This window comes from Alteromonas sp. WD8-37 (assembly GCF_055326825.1).
The window spans coordinates 81,503-96,655 of the sequence record NZ_JBUZOV010000008.1 but is presented as its reverse complement, the minus strand read 5'-3'; the positions used below and the strand labels follow the sequence as shown (position 1 = coordinate 96,655).

Annotated in this window: 21 protein-coding genes; all 21 read right to left on the bottom strand. The window is 41.7% G+C overall.

Features of this window, described 5'->3' with window-relative positions; translation table 11 throughout:
- Positions 1-57 precede the first annotated feature (57 nt).
- Positions 58-1,170: a DegT/DnrJ/EryC1/StrS family aminotransferase gene (locus tag ACTUJZ_RS14730; RefSeq protein WP_463637097.1), complete on the bottom strand. Its 1,113-nt coding sequence runs from the start codon at positions 1,168-1,170 to the stop codon at positions 58-60.
- Positions 1,171-1,178: 8 nt separating this feature from the next.
- A complete protein-coding gene (locus tag ACTUJZ_RS14725) occupies positions 1,179-1,736 on the bottom strand; it encodes an acyltransferase (RefSeq protein WP_463637096.1) in 558 nt (185 codons plus the stop codon).
- Entirely contained in the window at positions 1,705-2,121 is a 417-nt protein-coding gene (locus tag ACTUJZ_RS14720) for a sugar 3,4-ketoisomerase (RefSeq protein ID WP_463637095.1), read from the bottom strand. Before ACTUJZ_RS14720 ends, ACTUJZ_RS14725 begins: the two co-directional genes overlap by 32 nt.
- Positions 2,102-3,427 carry a glycosyltransferase family 61 protein gene (locus ACTUJZ_RS14715; RefSeq protein ID WP_463637094.1) on the bottom strand — a complete coding sequence of 442 codons (1,326 nt, stop codon included), beginning with the start codon at positions 3,425-3,427 and terminating at the stop codon, positions 2,102-2,104. Before ACTUJZ_RS14715 ends, ACTUJZ_RS14720 begins: the two co-directional genes overlap by 20 nt.
- Positions 3,417-6,011 (bottom strand): glycosyltransferase, encoded by a 2,595-nt coding sequence (locus tag ACTUJZ_RS14710; RefSeq protein WP_463637093.1) that lies wholly within the window; start codon positions 6,009-6,011, stop codon positions 3,417-3,419. The genes ACTUJZ_RS14715 and ACTUJZ_RS14710 overlap by 11 nt, the downstream gene beginning before the upstream one ends.
- A gap of 85 nt (positions 6,012-6,096) precedes the next feature.
- The gene (locus ACTUJZ_RS14705; protein WP_463637092.1) at positions 6,097-7,146 is read right to left on the bottom strand and encodes a hypothetical protein; all 1,050 of its coding nucleotides are present in this window, start codon (positions 7,144-7,146) and stop codon (positions 6,097-6,099) included.
- A gap of 200 nt (positions 7,147-7,346) precedes the next feature.
- Positions 7,347-7,745 (bottom strand): 50S ribosomal protein L17, encoded by a 399-nt coding sequence (rplQ, locus tag ACTUJZ_RS14700; RefSeq protein ID WP_463637091.1) that lies wholly within the window; start codon positions 7,743-7,745, stop codon positions 7,347-7,349.
- A 41-nt stretch (positions 7,746-7,786) separates the two neighbouring features.
- Entirely contained in the window at positions 7,787-8,776 is a 990-nt protein-coding gene (locus ACTUJZ_RS14695; RefSeq protein WP_463637115.1) for a DNA-directed RNA polymerase subunit alpha, read from the bottom strand.
- Positions 8,777-8,795: 19 nt separating this feature from the next.
- On the bottom strand, positions 8,796-9,416 hold the full coding sequence (gene rpsD, locus ACTUJZ_RS14690; RefSeq protein WP_463637090.1) for a 30S ribosomal protein S4: 621 nt from the start codon (positions 9,414-9,416) through the stop codon (positions 8,796-8,798).
- Between the two features lie 24 nt (positions 9,417-9,440).
- Positions 9,441-9,833 (bottom strand): 30S ribosomal protein S11, encoded by a 393-nt coding sequence (gene rpsK, locus ACTUJZ_RS14685; protein ID WP_463637089.1) that lies wholly within the window; start codon positions 9,831-9,833, stop codon positions 9,441-9,443.
- A 17-nt stretch (positions 9,834-9,850) separates the two neighbouring features.
- Complete coding sequence (gene rpsM / locus ACTUJZ_RS14680) at positions 9,851-10,207, bottom strand: 30S ribosomal protein S13 (RefSeq protein ID WP_463637088.1); 357 nt, start codon at positions 10,205-10,207, stop codon at positions 9,851-9,853.
- A 167-nt stretch (positions 10,208-10,374) separates the two neighbouring features.
- Positions 10,375-10,488, bottom strand: coding sequence for a 50S ribosomal protein L36 (rpmJ, locus tag ACTUJZ_RS14675; protein WP_013786217.1), 114 nt, complete (start codon positions 10,486-10,488; stop codon positions 10,375-10,377).
- Between the two features lie 25 nt (positions 10,489-10,513).
- Positions 10,514-11,833, bottom strand: coding sequence for a preprotein translocase subunit SecY (secY, locus tag ACTUJZ_RS14670; protein WP_463637087.1), 1,320 nt, complete (start codon positions 11,831-11,833; stop codon positions 10,514-10,516).
- A 5-nt stretch (positions 11,834-11,838) separates the two neighbouring features.
- Positions 11,839-12,273 (bottom strand): 50S ribosomal protein L15, encoded by a 435-nt coding sequence (rplO, locus tag ACTUJZ_RS14665; protein ID WP_463637086.1) that lies wholly within the window; start codon positions 12,271-12,273, stop codon positions 11,839-11,841.
- A 3-nt stretch (positions 12,274-12,276) separates the two neighbouring features.
- Positions 12,277-12,456, bottom strand: coding sequence for a 50S ribosomal protein L30 (rpmD, locus tag ACTUJZ_RS14660; protein ID WP_463637085.1), 180 nt, complete (start codon positions 12,454-12,456; stop codon positions 12,277-12,279).
- A 6-nt stretch (positions 12,457-12,462) separates the two neighbouring features.
- Positions 12,463-12,963: a 30S ribosomal protein S5 gene (gene rpsE / locus ACTUJZ_RS14655; RefSeq protein ID WP_463637084.1), complete on the bottom strand. Its 501-nt coding sequence runs from the start codon at positions 12,961-12,963 to the stop codon at positions 12,463-12,465.
- A 9-nt stretch (positions 12,964-12,972) separates the two neighbouring features.
- Positions 12,973-13,326 (bottom strand): 50S ribosomal protein L18, encoded by a 354-nt coding sequence (rplR, locus tag ACTUJZ_RS14650; RefSeq protein WP_463637083.1) that lies wholly within the window; start codon positions 13,324-13,326, stop codon positions 12,973-12,975.
- A gap of 12 nt (positions 13,327-13,338) precedes the next feature.
- A complete protein-coding gene (gene rplF / locus ACTUJZ_RS14645) occupies positions 13,339-13,872 on the bottom strand; it encodes a 50S ribosomal protein L6 (RefSeq protein ID WP_463637082.1) in 534 nt (177 codons plus the stop codon).
- 14 nt (positions 13,873-13,886) lie between these two features.
- A complete protein-coding gene (gene rpsH / locus ACTUJZ_RS14640) occupies positions 13,887-14,279 on the bottom strand; it encodes a 30S ribosomal protein S8 (protein WP_463637081.1) in 393 nt (130 codons plus the stop codon).
- A gap of 13 nt (positions 14,280-14,292) precedes the next feature.
- Positions 14,293-14,598 carry a 30S ribosomal protein S14 gene (gene rpsN, locus ACTUJZ_RS14635; RefSeq protein WP_463637080.1) on the bottom strand — a complete coding sequence of 102 codons (306 nt, stop codon included), beginning with the start codon at positions 14,596-14,598 and terminating at the stop codon, positions 14,293-14,295.
- A gap of 12 nt (positions 14,599-14,610) precedes the next feature.
- Positions 14,611-15,150: a 50S ribosomal protein L5 gene (gene rplE / locus ACTUJZ_RS14630; RefSeq protein WP_463637079.1), complete on the bottom strand. Its 540-nt coding sequence runs from the start codon at positions 15,148-15,150 to the stop codon at positions 14,611-14,613.
- Positions 15,151-15,153: the final 3 nt, after the last annotated feature.

The window sequence follows — 15,153 nt, the reverse complement described above, 5'->3', positions numbered from 1 at the left end:
CAACACGAAATCTCAAATGGATCTTAAAAATTAATAAAAATGACCCAGATAAGGTTTCTAACTTGCAAAATAATTATTCACTTCTTCAATTATTCTATAGACATCGTTTTTAGACATATACGGACTAATGGGTAAACTTAGTATTTCATTATGAATTGTTTCAGTCGTAGGGTAAACATCAGAAAACAAATTCAAATAAGCTAGTTGCTTATGTGGAGCAATAGGATAATGGATTAGTGTCGAAATTCCCTTGTTCTTTAGGTGGACCTGTAGTTTATCTCTATCTGCGGTACGTACAACGAACAAATGCCAAACATGATTTTCAATATCTAACACATCACCATAATTACCACTTAGCGGAAGTATAAGGGAATTACTATTAAGACCTGACATGAATAACTTTGCTATTTCACGTCGTGCTCTGATTTCTTTATCTAAGTATCTCAGCTTTACTCTTAAAAAGGCTGCCTGCATTTCATCGAGTCTACTATTGACACCTTTATAAATATTTTCATACTTTTTGTGGCTGCCATAATTACCAAGAGCCCTGATAACTGAAATCAACTCACTATCATTACTGGTGACTGCCCCAGCATCACCCAACGCACCTAAATTTTTACCCGGGTAAAAGCTAAAACCGGCTGCATGCCCAAAACTGCCAGCTTTGCGACCATTAAAGCTCGCTCCATGGGCTTGGGCCGCATCTTCAATAACAAGCAATTCATTTTGGTTTGCAAAAGCAAGTATATCATCCATCGGTGCAAGCATTCCGTACAAATGTACGGCCAAAATAGCTTTAGTCTTAGAAGTTAATACACTGTTCAGTGAATTTAAAGAAATATTATAAGTGTCGATATCGGGCTCAACCAAAATAGGTTTCAAACGATTTTCGGTTATTGCAAGTATACTCGCGATATAAGTATTTGCTGGCACAATAACTTCATCACCATCCTCTAATTTCCCCAATTCCTTCCAAGCCCTAAAGATAAGGATGAGGGCATCTAATCCATTAGCTACGCCAACGCAATGATCAGACCCGCAGTAGCTTGAAAATTCAAGCTCGAAATTTTCACAATTTTCACCTTGAATATACCAACCAGAGTCAATCACATCTGTAGCAGCTTTAATTAAATCATCTCTGTACTGCTGATTAATATCTTTTAAATCCAAAAACGGTATCATTTTTTTCTCTCAACAATTGTATTTTCACAGGAATCATAAACATTCCCGCACCTAGCGCATTTCAAAGCTATAAGTTTGCTACCACAGCGACAAACCCAGCCATGTTGCTTAGCAGGATTACCATAAACAAGAGCGTGTGGTTTGATGTCTTTAGTTATTACAGCACCTGCTCCAACCATAGCGAAACTACCTATAGTCACACCACATAAAATTGTTGCATTAGCTCCAATAGAAGCGTGGTCATTTAGAAATGTAGTTAAGAAACATTCTGGTCTTTGCTTTGACCTAGGTAAGAAGTCGTTAGTAAAAGTAACGTTGGGACCGATAAATACATTATTGCCTACACGTAAACCGTCCCAAAGCTGTACGCCAGATTTGACAGTCACATTATCACCGATGATAACATCGTTTTCTATAAAGGTCAGTGCGTTAATATTACATCCTTTACCGATTACAGCTCTTTGCAAGATAACGGAAAACTGCCATATGGTCGTGCACTCACCAATTTCAGTGGAATGAACGTCAGCTAGTGGATGTACTGTTACTTTCTTCATGAACAACTCTCATAAACTCAAGGTAATCACGAATGTAATCTGACTCATCGTAATACTCGCTTGCTAAAACCATCAAGACACAATCTTCAGAAAAATCGTGCATTTCACGCCAAATTAACCCCTCAATTAATAGCCCTTCTGTAGAGCTATTCAACAAGAACTCTTTTTTCTCAGTTCCTGAATCAAGTATAAATCTACAACTTCCTTTAACACATACAGCAACTTGTTTAAGATTTTTATGGGCATGAAATCCCCTAGATACACCTAGTTTTGTATCGAAAATATAATAGACCCTTTTTATATCAAATGGCACACTTCTATTTGCCTCCAAAGCGACCAGTGAGCCTCTATCATCACCCAACGCTTTAAAATTTATCGTTTTCAAGACCAAACTCCGCCAAAGCTGAAATTAATAAAGTAGTGTCTAATATATATTGTTGTTTATGTATGTTACTTTCGCTCTTATTTAGAGAAGAACTATATATTTTTCTACTTTCACAGTGTAAATTATCAAAAAAAGAAGACCAAAATTTATTCATACCACTTCCATCATATTTTAAGCTTTCTGGACATATTTCAATAACTTTAAGGCGTTTGGGATTCTTGTTAAAAATTAAATTTGTCAAAGCCGCACCACTAGGTCCGATAACGAATTCAGCGTTAGAGAAAATACCTATTTGTTCTTCGATAGTAAATTTCTCTGGGTGTACTATGTCAAAACCATATAACTTCAGTAGCTTAACAACATCAGATTCATTTTCTAATGCACGATTTGGGTTCCCAAGCCTGCTTAGATAGATTTTCTTATAATGTGAGTTTGGTGAAGGTAATCTATTACAATCACTTATTAATTTTTCGAAGAAGTATTTATTGTATAAAAAGCTATTCCTCAATGGCTTAATAAAATAAAGCTTATTAACTTTGTAGGCAGTTCTCTCTTCTAATAATACAGAGTCTTTTATACCAAAGAAATTAAAAAAATTCCTTTGAAATTCATAATCAAGTGGGCGACTAAAAAATTGTTCTGTTAGTGTCACCTCACTATGTGCAAGATATCTAAAAATAAAGTCAAATATAAAATGAAAATAGTTATGTGTTCCGAAAGAAACAAAACTTGTTATCCTATCAATTTCGACCGTATCTTTAAACGAACTTCTAACGTATTCATTTCCCTTTCGAGAGTAAGATTTCTTCGAATTAAACAACGAAAGAGTTTCAGACACTGCCATTCCATCAACGTAGATGATACCTTCACAATTTACTGTTGCCTCCGATATCTCATATATATGGAATGGTATAGTTCCTGCTGAGTACTGATTTATTTCTTGTATACGTGAATCTTTAATTAACCTACAGTTATTACTAATTTCAGCCACCTCTGAAATCAGCTTAATTCGCCCATGGACAATCTCAGTATTGATGGTTGCAGGAGAATGCTTAAATATTGAGTCTGAGCCATTGACTCTGCATGATACAACATCATTCTTGTTAAGCTCCACTTCAAGTGAGAACGCGTTAAATTCGTTGTCAACTCCTGTAGCAAGCACTATATCGTCTCGCTTGACATGGCATGAAACTGATTTTACGAAATTATCATTAATAAACAAATCAAAAGATGGTGTGCCTGTTTCCTCAGAGACAAGCCAGCCTTTAATAAAAACATTATTTACTAATTCTAAATTACCAATCATATTGAATCAGCCTGTCGTTTATATCGTATAAATCAAAATATTTTTTTGCCATATCAGCATTAGAGCTAGAGACTATCATACTCTCAGCAATTTTAGTCTTCTGACCTATTGAACTTAAAAACTCATCACTCCCGAGAAAATCAACCAAGTCGGAAAGTTTTGAAGGAACTATCCAGCCAGCACCGGACTCCTGAACACGAGTAGCTACTGTTGGATAGTCGGTGACTAAAGCGGCTAATCCTACAGACCATAACTCAGTTAATGTGTGGCACCAAGTTTCATTCCATATTGAGAGAACAGCCCCTACATGTGGGTTTATATCTTTAACCCGATTTGAAAAATTATCACGTGCATACTCGCCGTGTAGAATTAGGTTATTATGGGTAATGTCGAAGTTAGATCTACCTAAAATATGAAATTCAATATGATTACATTTGCCACTTAGTAATATGTGCTCAATTAGCTTACTACCCTTGGGTCCACTTATGTTTCCAGGAACAAGTATTCTTACTTTTTCTTCATTCTGATAAGGTCTCGCAAGATGTTCTATATGATTGAAGTCACGGCCATGGGGAATTACAGTGAATTTAGTTTCGTCAAGACTTAAATTTTTTACAATTATATCTTTTGCGCTCTCATGAGTAGTTACAAACTCATCACAATATTGAAGTGCTTTTTTAAATATATCTCTCCACTGACTAATCCAGCCATTCTTGATATTCGGAAAATTATGACTAGACCAAAGTTCAGGATTGCAATCACCAGAAGAGCTTGTGCACTTTCCCCCACAAAAAACATCATTATTATCCAAAAGCTTAATTGTTGGGCAAGCGGCATAATAATCATGAAAAGAGTTAATTACCTTTAGCCCTAAATCTTTCGCTAGTTTGGGCAAACTTAATGAATGCCAAGCCAAATGCCTGATATGTAAAAACTCGAAATCGTTATCAAAAATCCAGTTTGAAACAACTCTATCGTATTCAGTTGATGTGTGCGTTAACGGATCAATACTTTCACTTAGTACGTATGAAGCGATCAGTTTGTCTTCAGACTCCTTATAGACTTTATAAAGAGAAATAGTCTTGCTATCGCAATGCAATAGCCAAGGCTCTATTTTAGATGACAAAGCTAACATTAAATCTCTATTTGTTTGTGGTGTTCCTCCCGTTAGGGTAGAAATAACAAATAAACCTCTGGGCAATAAATTTCTAGAGCTGTCCTTCTGAGCCAACCCACCTTGATATCTAGCCGAATTTATTAGTGGATTTTCGGTAAAAGTTTGAATTGCTTTTTTATAATCGGGGTACCTATCGTCGATTACTGCTCGACCTTTTGCTATTAGTTTAGACTTTGTTTCGCCAAAACTCTTATTACGGTCATGGAAAATGTAAGTCTTATCATCAATTACATTTCGCCAACCGGAATTTCTAGCACGCATGCAAAAGTCATTTTCTTCACCATAACCACGTGGAAATGCATCTTCGTCGAGTAGACCAACTTCATTTAGACAAGTTCTCCTAATAAAAAGACAGAATCCATTACCAGTAGGAACAGTAGGATAAAGTCCAAGAGATCTTCGTCTGAAAGCGACTGCATAAGACTCTTCTGTAACGTTTGGGGGCAATGTGTTCTGGTTTCCTATAAAGGGGGCAGAGAAGGCTCCGGCTCTATCTGACATAGGTGTCACCGTTGCAATTTGTGGATCACTGTCTGCTGCAAACTTTAAACCTTCTAACCATCTTGGAGTTACTCGAGCATCAGAGTTAAGTAAAACTACGTCATTTTCACCAGCCAGGTTGATTCCACGGTTAACCGTTCTCGTAAATCCTAAATTTTCGTTATTTTGAAAAACTTTGTAATTTTCTAAATGTATTACGCTGTCCAAAATATTGTTAATATTACTATCTGTACTAGCGTCATTTATAAGAATTACCTCAACACTATCATTTGTGTAGCGTTTCAGTCTTTCTAAACAAACTACTAAGTCCTCTGCCGCATTGAAAATGGGAACTATAATAGATATATTTTTCACTCCAGTGTAGAAACTGTAAATATTTCGTACATTTTTATTTTCATCAGAGCCAGTCAATTCCAAATCAATAAACGGAGATTCATCGGGCCATTTTATACTTATCGCATGAGTATTTTGGACAAATAAAAATTTAGGCAGTGCTAATTTAAATCCGCCTTTACCAGAAGATTTTCCATGTTTTTTAAGATCTCCGCGCCTAACATCATTCTTTATCGAACAGTAATAGATATCATCGATATAAACTTTGAGATCAAGCGTTGCTGAGCCATCTTCTCTGCTTACAGCCCAACCTATCAACTCATAATTTGCGAAGGAGTCCATTCTTCCTTCAAATTTAGGGTGCTGGTTGATAGATTTAGAGTTCAGATGGTCTTTTAAAGTACTTTTTTTGGACCGCGCGTTAGCTATAGATAAATTTACACTAATATGCTTTTCCATATCAGGATTCTGTTTTATCGCCGCAGCATATAGACTAACAGAGAGGTTGTATTCACCCTCTCTAAATGCAATATTAGCCTGTTCTAAAAAATTCATCATGACCCCTATTTTCATCTTTTACACTTCTAAACGAAGAATAATTAAACAAAAAATTTAAATTTAAAATTTGTTCACCCAACATAGCTTAATTAAATATTCTCTATGCCAATTTAGTCAGGCGGCCTTCATGTGTTCCATAATTTATGTAATGAATAATAGGATGAATACCTGAATCAATTACGTCTTGATTATTTGTAACATAAAAACGTGTATCAAATTTATTTGATGGGTTTCTTAATTCATAGGCACCAGAAAGAAGATAATGAATCTCAGGTTCTATTTTAATGCCTGCTAGGTCTGGATACTTAGCTAGATATTCTTCGCTGCAAAAAACTTCACTTTGGGCTAACAATTCAGCTTCTTTCTTTATTTTTTTGCTGAAAAAGCGATTACTGTCCCATAATAAATATCTGGATTCTATTACTGACTTTAGTAACCATCTAGAGTAATTTTCTTGTTCATCTTTCACTTTAGAAAATATGTTACGCAATTCTCGAAGTTCATTATTCTTGATTAGGAACTCTTCTTGTACATCTTGTAAGTTCCTTATTAGGAGTTCATTTTCTTTCTTCAAATCATCTTTACTCAACTTACTTTCATTTAATTGAGCAGATCTGTCGATTTTTCTTTCAATTCTTTTTAAAGTGTTTATAAGATCTTGCTCGTCACATTGAAGTATTTTTGATACATCATTTATTGTTCGAACATTTATATCGTCATTAAGCTTTTTTAGTTCAGCAACATAATTTGTAAAGTTTTCATCCCTTAAGAATAGTATTTCAGCAATCAGGTTTTTCTTTTGCACACTTTCAAAACTAGATTCATTGTTTAAAGTGGTTTGATTATTTCGGACTTCTTCGTGCTCTAAAAAGACAATAGAATCAACCTCCTTTTGATTTTTCAAATAAAAAGCCAGTAATGACTGGTAAAACTCTTTTACTTTGCTTAAAGCTATGGCGTGACTTGTAAATTTTAATAGTACATTTGAAAGAAGCCTTATTGGATTGGGATATAAAACAGTTAAATTTTTTAGCTCACCAAGCTCATAGCTCTCCAGCTTATCCACTGCAATTAAGAATGAAAGCTCAACATTGTCTTCACTGTAGTCTAAAATTGAGCCATCAATATCTGAGCTAACCAACACTTTCATTTTTAACATCCTTTAAAGTCTATCTAAATAAATATGCTTCTGAGATTATTGTAATAATTTCGACTATTGACAATAATACCCCAGCTCAATCTATTTTTCTTTCCAAATTATAAGCAAGGTCATTCGTTATTTATAGACTTAAAGCGAAACAAAAAAACCCCGCCGGAGCGGGGTTTTTTATTTACTTAAGCTTGTTCGGCTTACTCTTCAGTTGCTTCGGCTGCTTCTTCAGCTTCTACAACTGGGCGGTCAACTAATTCAATGAACGCCATTGGGGCGCTGTCGCCTGAGCGGTAGCCGCATTTCAAAATGCGAGTGTAACCACCAGGGCGGCCTTCATAGCGAGGGCCTAAGTCATTAAACAGTTTACCTACAACCTCTTTGTCACCGGTGCGGGCGAAGGCCAGGCGGCGGTTAGCCACGCTGTCTTGCTTTGCCAGGGTGATCAGAGGCTCGATTACGCGACGTAATTCTTTCGCTTTGGGTAACGTCGTTTTGATCACTTCGTGCTTGACCAAAGAGCCGGCCATGTTTTTGAACATAGCTTGACGATGGCTGCTGTTGCGATTCAACTGACGACCACTCTTACGATGGCGCATAGTTTTATCCTTCTCTACAAATCAGTTTGATAAAAACCTGATTAATCTTTGTCAGCGATGCTCTCTGGTGGCCAGTTTTCCAGGCGCATACCCAGAGATAGACCACGAGAGGCTAACACGTCTTTGATTTCAGTTAGCGATTTCTTACCAAGGTTTGGCGTTTTCAGTAGCTCAACCTCAGTACGCTGAACCAGGTCACCAATATACTGGATAGCTTCCGCTTTCAAACAGTTTGCAGAACGTACTGTCAGTTCCAGGTCATCTACAGGGCGAAGCAGAATTGGATCGAACTCCGGCTTCTCTTCTTTCTGTACAGGCTCTGAAACGTCACGCAGGTCAACAAAGGCATCCAGTTGCTCGGCCAGAATAGTAGCGGAGCGGCGGATCGCTTCTTCAGGATCCAGAGTGCCATTGGTTTCCATGTCGATAATCAACTTGTCTAAGTCTGTGCGTTGTTCAACACGGGCAGACTCAACAGTATATGCAATACGTTCAACAGGGCTGAATGAAGCATCTACTAACAAACGACCAATTGGACGATCATCATCTTCTGAGGAGCGACGGGTAGAAGCTGGAATATAGCCACGGCCCATTTCCACTTTGATGCGCATACTGAGTTCAGTTTCGCCAGTCAAAGTACAAATAAGGTGGTCTGGATTCACAATCTCTACATCACCATCATGCTGAATATCACCAGCAACAACAGGGCCAGCGCCAGACTTCACTATCGTTAGCGTAGCTTCGTCTTTGCCTTCAAGACGAACCGCTAAACCTTTCAGATTAAGCAAGATTTCGATTACGTCTTCTTGCACACCTTCTTTGGTGCTGTACTCGTGTAGTACGCCGTCAATTTCTACTTCGGTTACCGCACATCCAGGCATAGATGACAGTAAAATACGACGCAGGGCGTTACCCAGAGTGTGGCCGAAGCCGCGCTCCAGCGGTTCCAAAGTTACTTTGGCACGAGTAGGAGAAACGTTCTCGATCTCAACTAATCTCGGTTTAAGGAATTCAGTCACAGAACCCACAATGCTTCCTCTTTAGTTAGCTTTACTTAGAGTAAAGTTCGACGATCAACTGTTCGTTAATTTCGGCAGACAGGTCAGTTCTTTCAGGAACGCGCTTGAAAGTGCCTTCCATCTTGTTGCTGTCTACTTCAATCCAGGTTGGCTTCTCACGTTGGTCAGCCAGTTCCAAAGCAGCCACGATGCGCGATTGCTTTTTAGCTTTTTCACGAACAGAAACCACGTCTTCGGCAGAAACGTTAAACGATGGAATGTTCACGCAGCGACCATTTACCATGATAGCTTTGTGGCTTACCAGCTGACGTGCTTCAGCACGAGTACTGGCAAATCCCATCCGGTATACTACGTTATCCAGACGCTGCTCAAGCAGTTGCAACAGGTTTTCACCGGTGTTGCCTTTGATACGGGCAGCTTCTTTGTAGTAGTTGCGGAATTGTTTTTCCAGAACGCCGTACATACGACGAACTTTTTGCTTTTCACGCAGCTGTACACCGTAGTCAGACAGACGGCCACGACGGGCACCGTGCTGACCAGGCGCTGTATCGATTTTACACTTAGAATCGATTGCGCGAACGCCGCTTTTCAGGAACAGGTCGGTTCCTTCGCGACGGCTAAGTTTGAGTTTTGGACCCAAATATCTTGCCATGTTCTTTCTCCAACTGTCCGTCGATTAAACGCGACGTTTTTTCGGTGGACGACAACCGTTGTGAGGAATAGGGGTCACATCGGTAATGTTTGTGATCTTATAACCTGTTGCGTTAAGTGCGCGGATCGCAGACTCACGGCCTGGACCTGGACCCTTAACGAATACTTCTAGGTTTTTCAGACCGTAATCTTGTGCAGCAATACCTGCGCGCTCAGCGGCAACCTGTGCAGCAAAAGGAGTAGATTTACGTGAACCACGGAAACCTGAACCACCTGATGTTGCCCATGCCAGAGCGTTACCAGAACGGTCTGTAATAGTCACAATTGTGTTGTTGAAAGACGCATGGATATGAGCCATTCCGTCTGCAACCTGACGTTTTGCGCGTTTACGCGTTGTACGAGTTGGTTGTTTAGCCATAACTTATACTCCCCCGCTTATCTCTTGATTGGCTTACGAGGACCTTTACGGGTACGCGCATTAGTTTTAGTGCGCTGACCACGTAGAGGCAAGCTACGACGGTGGCGGATACCACGGAAGCAACCCAGGTCCATCAGACGTTTGATGCTCATGGAGATTTCACGGCGAAGATCACCTTCTACCATGAATTTACCGACTTCTTCACGCAGCTTCTCTACAGTCGCTTCGTCAAGTTCTTTGATTTTTGTTGATTCTGCAACACCTGCGTTAGCACAGATCTCTTTAGCTCGAGTTGCGCCTACACCGTAGATCGCCTGAAGGGCGATTACAGTATGCTTGTGCTCAGGAATGTTAATGCCAGCGATACGGGCCATTAACAGCTCTCCTCTAATTAATTATGGTCGACAGCCTAAAAAGCCCGATAGGATACTTATCCGTCGACTAAATTGCAACTTAAGGTTCATCTTACCGTAACAGACTAAGCTGAACCTTTTAAGGTCCAGCTTATAATCAATTCGCTAAGAATTTACCGCGTATTTGATTAGCCTTGCCTTTGCTTATGCTTTGGCTCTGTACAAATCACCCGCACAACGCCGTTGCGCTTGATGACTTTACAGTTACGGCAAATCTTCTTTACTGATGCACGAACTTTCATTACATCACTCCGTAGTGCACTAACCTTAGCGGCCGTAGCCTTTTAGGTTAGCTTTCTTCAGAACAGACTCATACTGACTTGACATCAGATGCGTCTGCACCTGCGCCATAAAGTCCATGATAACTACCACAATGATTAACAGTGACGTACCACCGAAGTAGAACGGCACATTCCAGGCAATCAACATGAATTCAGGCACCAAACAAATAAAGGTTATGTAAAGTGCGCCAGCCAGGGTCAGGCGAGTCATTACCTTATCGATATAACGTGATGTTTGCTCACCTGGACGGATACCAGGGATAAACGCGCCAGACTTCTTCAGGTTGTCTGCTGTATCACGCGGGTTAAACACCAACGCGGTATAGAAGAAACAGAAAAAGATGATCGCAGCAGCGTACAACATCACATACAGCGGCTGACCAGGCGATAGCATTAATGCTACATCCTGCAACCACGCTGTGGATTCATTCTGACCAAACCATCCTGCGATAGTTCCTGGAAACAGAATGATGCTGGAGGCAAAGATTGGTGGGATAACCCCAGCCATATTAACCTTCAGTGGCAAATGCGTGCTCTGCGCAGCATACACCTTACGGCCTTGCTGACGTTTTGCATAATTCACCACAATCCGGCGTTGTGCGCGTTCTACGAACACCACCAGATAAATCAGGCCAACAACAATGGCGCCAATCAATAGCAGGAACAACAAGTTAATGTCGCCCTGACGAGCCTGTTCCGCGGTTTGCCCTATCGCTGTGGGCAAGCCGGCAACAATCCCAGCAAATATCAATATAGAGATACCGTTACCAATACCTCGTTCGGTAATTTGCTCACCTAGCCACATCAGGAACATGGTTCCTGTGACTAAGCTCACTACCGCCGTAAAGTAGAATCCGAAGCCAGGACTTATCACCAATCCATTAATCAGGTTCGGCAGGTTAGTCGCAATTCCAATAGATTGGAATGTGGCCAGTACCAGCGTTAAATAACGCGTGTACTGGCTGATTTTACGCTTACCTGCTTCGCCTTCTTTTTTAAGCTCCATCATCGGTGGATGAACCACCGTGAGCAACTGCATAATAATGGACGCAGTAATGTATGGCATAATGCCCAAAGCCAGAACGGATGCACGCTCAAGGGCCCCACCGGAGAACATGTTAAACATCTCTACGATGGTACCTTTTTGCTGTTCGAATAAATCGGCCAGCACCGCAGGATCAATACCCGGGATCGGCACATAAGAGCCTAACCGGAATACTACGATCGCACCGAACACGAACAACAATCTTGCCTTAAGCTCACTAAGGCCGCTTTTAGCGCCCGAATCCAATCCTGGTTTAGCCATCTAGCTTATTCCTCTACTTTACCGCCGGCAGCTTCAATCGCTTCGCGAGCGCCTTTTGTCACCTTCAACCCGCTAACCGTAACAGCACGTGATACTTCACCGCTCTTGACGACTTTAACAAACTGAATGTGCTTTTTAACCAAGCCAGCAGCTTTCAAAGTTTCCAGAGAGGCGTTATCACCTTCTACCTTGGCGATTTCGTTCAGCGTAACTTCGTCAGTAACAAAGCCTTTGCGTGATTTGAAACCGAACTTAGGCAGACGGCGCTGAATTGGCATCTGACCACCTTCAAATCCTGGCTTCACAGAACCGCCTGAACGGCTTTTCTGACCTTTGTGACCACGGCCACCGGTTTTACCAAGACCTGAGCCGATACCACGGCCAACACGCTTACCAGATGTTTTTGCTCCTGGTGCAGGAGAAATATCATTCAAACGCATGTCTTACTCCTCGACGATTTCAACCATGTAACGTACACGGTTGATCATGCCACGAACAGATGGGGTGTCTTCCAACTCGCGCACATGGTTGATTTTACGAAGGCCTAAGCCTTTCAGCGTCGCTTTGTGCTTTGGCAGACGGCCAATCGCACTTTTAGTTTGCTTTACTTTAATCGTTGCCATGTTTGCTTACCCCAAAATCTCTTCTACTGACAACCCACGCTTGGCAGCGACACCAGCAGGAGAATTCATCTCTGTTAGTGCATTGATCGTTGCGCGAACAACGTTCATTGGGTTAGTCGAGCCGTAACATTTTGAAAGTACGTTTTGAACACCGGCTACTTCAAGTACTGCACGCATCGCACCACCGGCAATGATACCGGTACCTTCAGATGCTGGCTGCATGTAAACTTTAGAGCCAGAGTGACGACCTTTAATTGGGTGTTGCAGTGTGTGACCTTTCAGATCAACCGTAACCATGTTACGGCGTGCCTTTTCCATTGCTTTTTGGATAGCGGCGGGCACTTCACGTGCTTTACCGTAACCAAAACCAACGCGGCCATTGCCGTCACCCACTACCGTCAATGCAGTGAAACTGAAGATACGACCACCTTTAACCACTTTTGATACGCGGTTAACAGCAATCAATTTCTCTAACAGTTCACCATTTTGAACTTCTTGTTTAGCCATTATAAACTCCTAGAACTGAAGGCCAGCTTCGCGAGCTGCATCAGCTAATGCTTTAACACGACCGTGGTACTGGAAACCGCTGCGATCGAAAGCCACTTCTTTAATGCCTTTCTCTAATGCGCGTTCTGCGATGACCTTACCTACAATTGCCGCTGCTTCAGCATTGCCAGTTGATTTCAGATCCTTAGCCAGATCTTTTTCAACGGTAGAAGCCGCTGCCAATACTTCAGCACCGCTAGGCGCGATAAGCTGAGCATAAATGTGGCGAGGTGTACGGTTTACAACCAAGCGATGCGCGGCCAGTTCACGAATTTTTGCGCGTGCGCGAGTTGCGCGACGCAAGCGAGCTGCTCTTTTATCCATCGTATCACCCACCTACTTTTTCTTAGCTTCTTTACGACGTACTTGTTCGTTTGCATAACGAATACCTTTGCCTTTGTAAGGCTCTGGTGGACGATATGCACGAATGTTCGCCGCAACCTGTCCTACCACCTGCTTATCGGCGCCTTTGACGACGATTTCAGTTTGGCTAGGAGTTTCAACCGTAATGCCTTCAGGCATTTCGTATACAACAGGGTGAGAGAAACCTAGCGTTAAGTTCAGTTTGCTACCTTGTGCTTGTGCACGATAACCAACACCGTTTAACTGCAGCTTTTTCTCATAACCTTGAGTAACACCTAAAATCATGCTGTTCAGCAGTGCGCGTACAGTACCTGCCTGCGCCCAAGCATCAGCAAAACCTTCACGAGGCAGTGCTTTTAGCTGGTTTTCTTCCTGAACCACTTCAACGGCATCGTTGAAAGTGCATGACAAAGTGCCATTTTTACCTTTTACAGTCACATCCTGACCTGAAATCGAAATTTCAACGCCGTCAAGGATGTCGACCGGGGCTTTTGCTACTCGTGACATTTCAACTCCTCCGATTACGCAACATAACCGATGATCTCACCGCCCATGCCAGCTTTACGCGCAGCACGGTCAGTCATCACACCTTTAGAAGTCGACACGATAGCAACGCCTAGACCACCCATTACCTTTGGCAGCTCATCTTTTTTCTTATAGATGCGCAGACCAGGGCGGCTCACACGTTCGATAGTGTCAATTACTTGCTTGCCTTCGAAGTACTTAAGTTCTACTTCCAAAACAGGCTTAACGTCACCAGAAACAGCATGACCAGTGATGTAACCTTCAGCTTTCAACACTTCTGCGATAGCAACACGCAGTTTTGAAGAAGGCATAGTTACAGACACTTTCTGCGCCATCTGGCCGTTACGGATGCGGGTAAACATATCCGCGATAGGATCTTGCATGCTCATTATCAGCTACTCCTTACCAGCTGGCTTTTTTCAAGCCAGGGACTTCACCGCGCATTGCTGCTTCACGCAGCTTAATACGGCTAAGACCGAATTTGCGTAGGTAACCATGTGGACGACCAGTAATACGACAACGGTTTTGTTGACGTGCTGGGCTGCTATCACGTGGTAGTTGTTGTAGCTTCAGAACAGCGTCCCAACGCTCTTCTTCAGAAGCGTTAACATCGCTGATAATCGCTTTAAGTGCGGCGCGCTTTTCAGCGTACTTAGCTACCAGCTTTGCACGCTTTGCTTCACGAGCCTTCATTGATTCTTTTGCCATAACCCTACACCCCTATTTTTTGAATGGGAAGTTAAACGCGTCCAGCAGAGCACGTGCTTCTTCATTACTGTCCGCACTGGTAGTGATAGTGATATCCATACCGCGAACCTTATCCACTTTATCGAAATCGATTTCAGGGAAAATGATTTGCTCACGCACGCCCATGCTGTAGTTACCACGACCGTCGAATGACTTAGGGTTCAAACCACGGAAGTCGCGGATACGTGGGATAGCGATGGAGATTAAACGCTCCAAAAACTCCCACATACGCTCGCCGCGCAGGGTTACTTTACAGCCAATCGGATAACCTTCACGGATTTTGAAACCCGCTACTGATTTTCTGGCAACTGTGACAATCGGCTTCTGACCGGCAATAGACGTCATGTCTGCTTGCGCGTTTTCCAGAATCTTCTTGTCAGCAACTGCTTCACCTAAACCCATGTTTAAGGTGATTTTTTCAATCCGAGGGACTTGCATGACGCTTTTGTACCCGAACTGCTTCGCAAGTTCAGCTACTACTGTTTCTTTATAGAAATCATGCAGTTTCGCCATCGT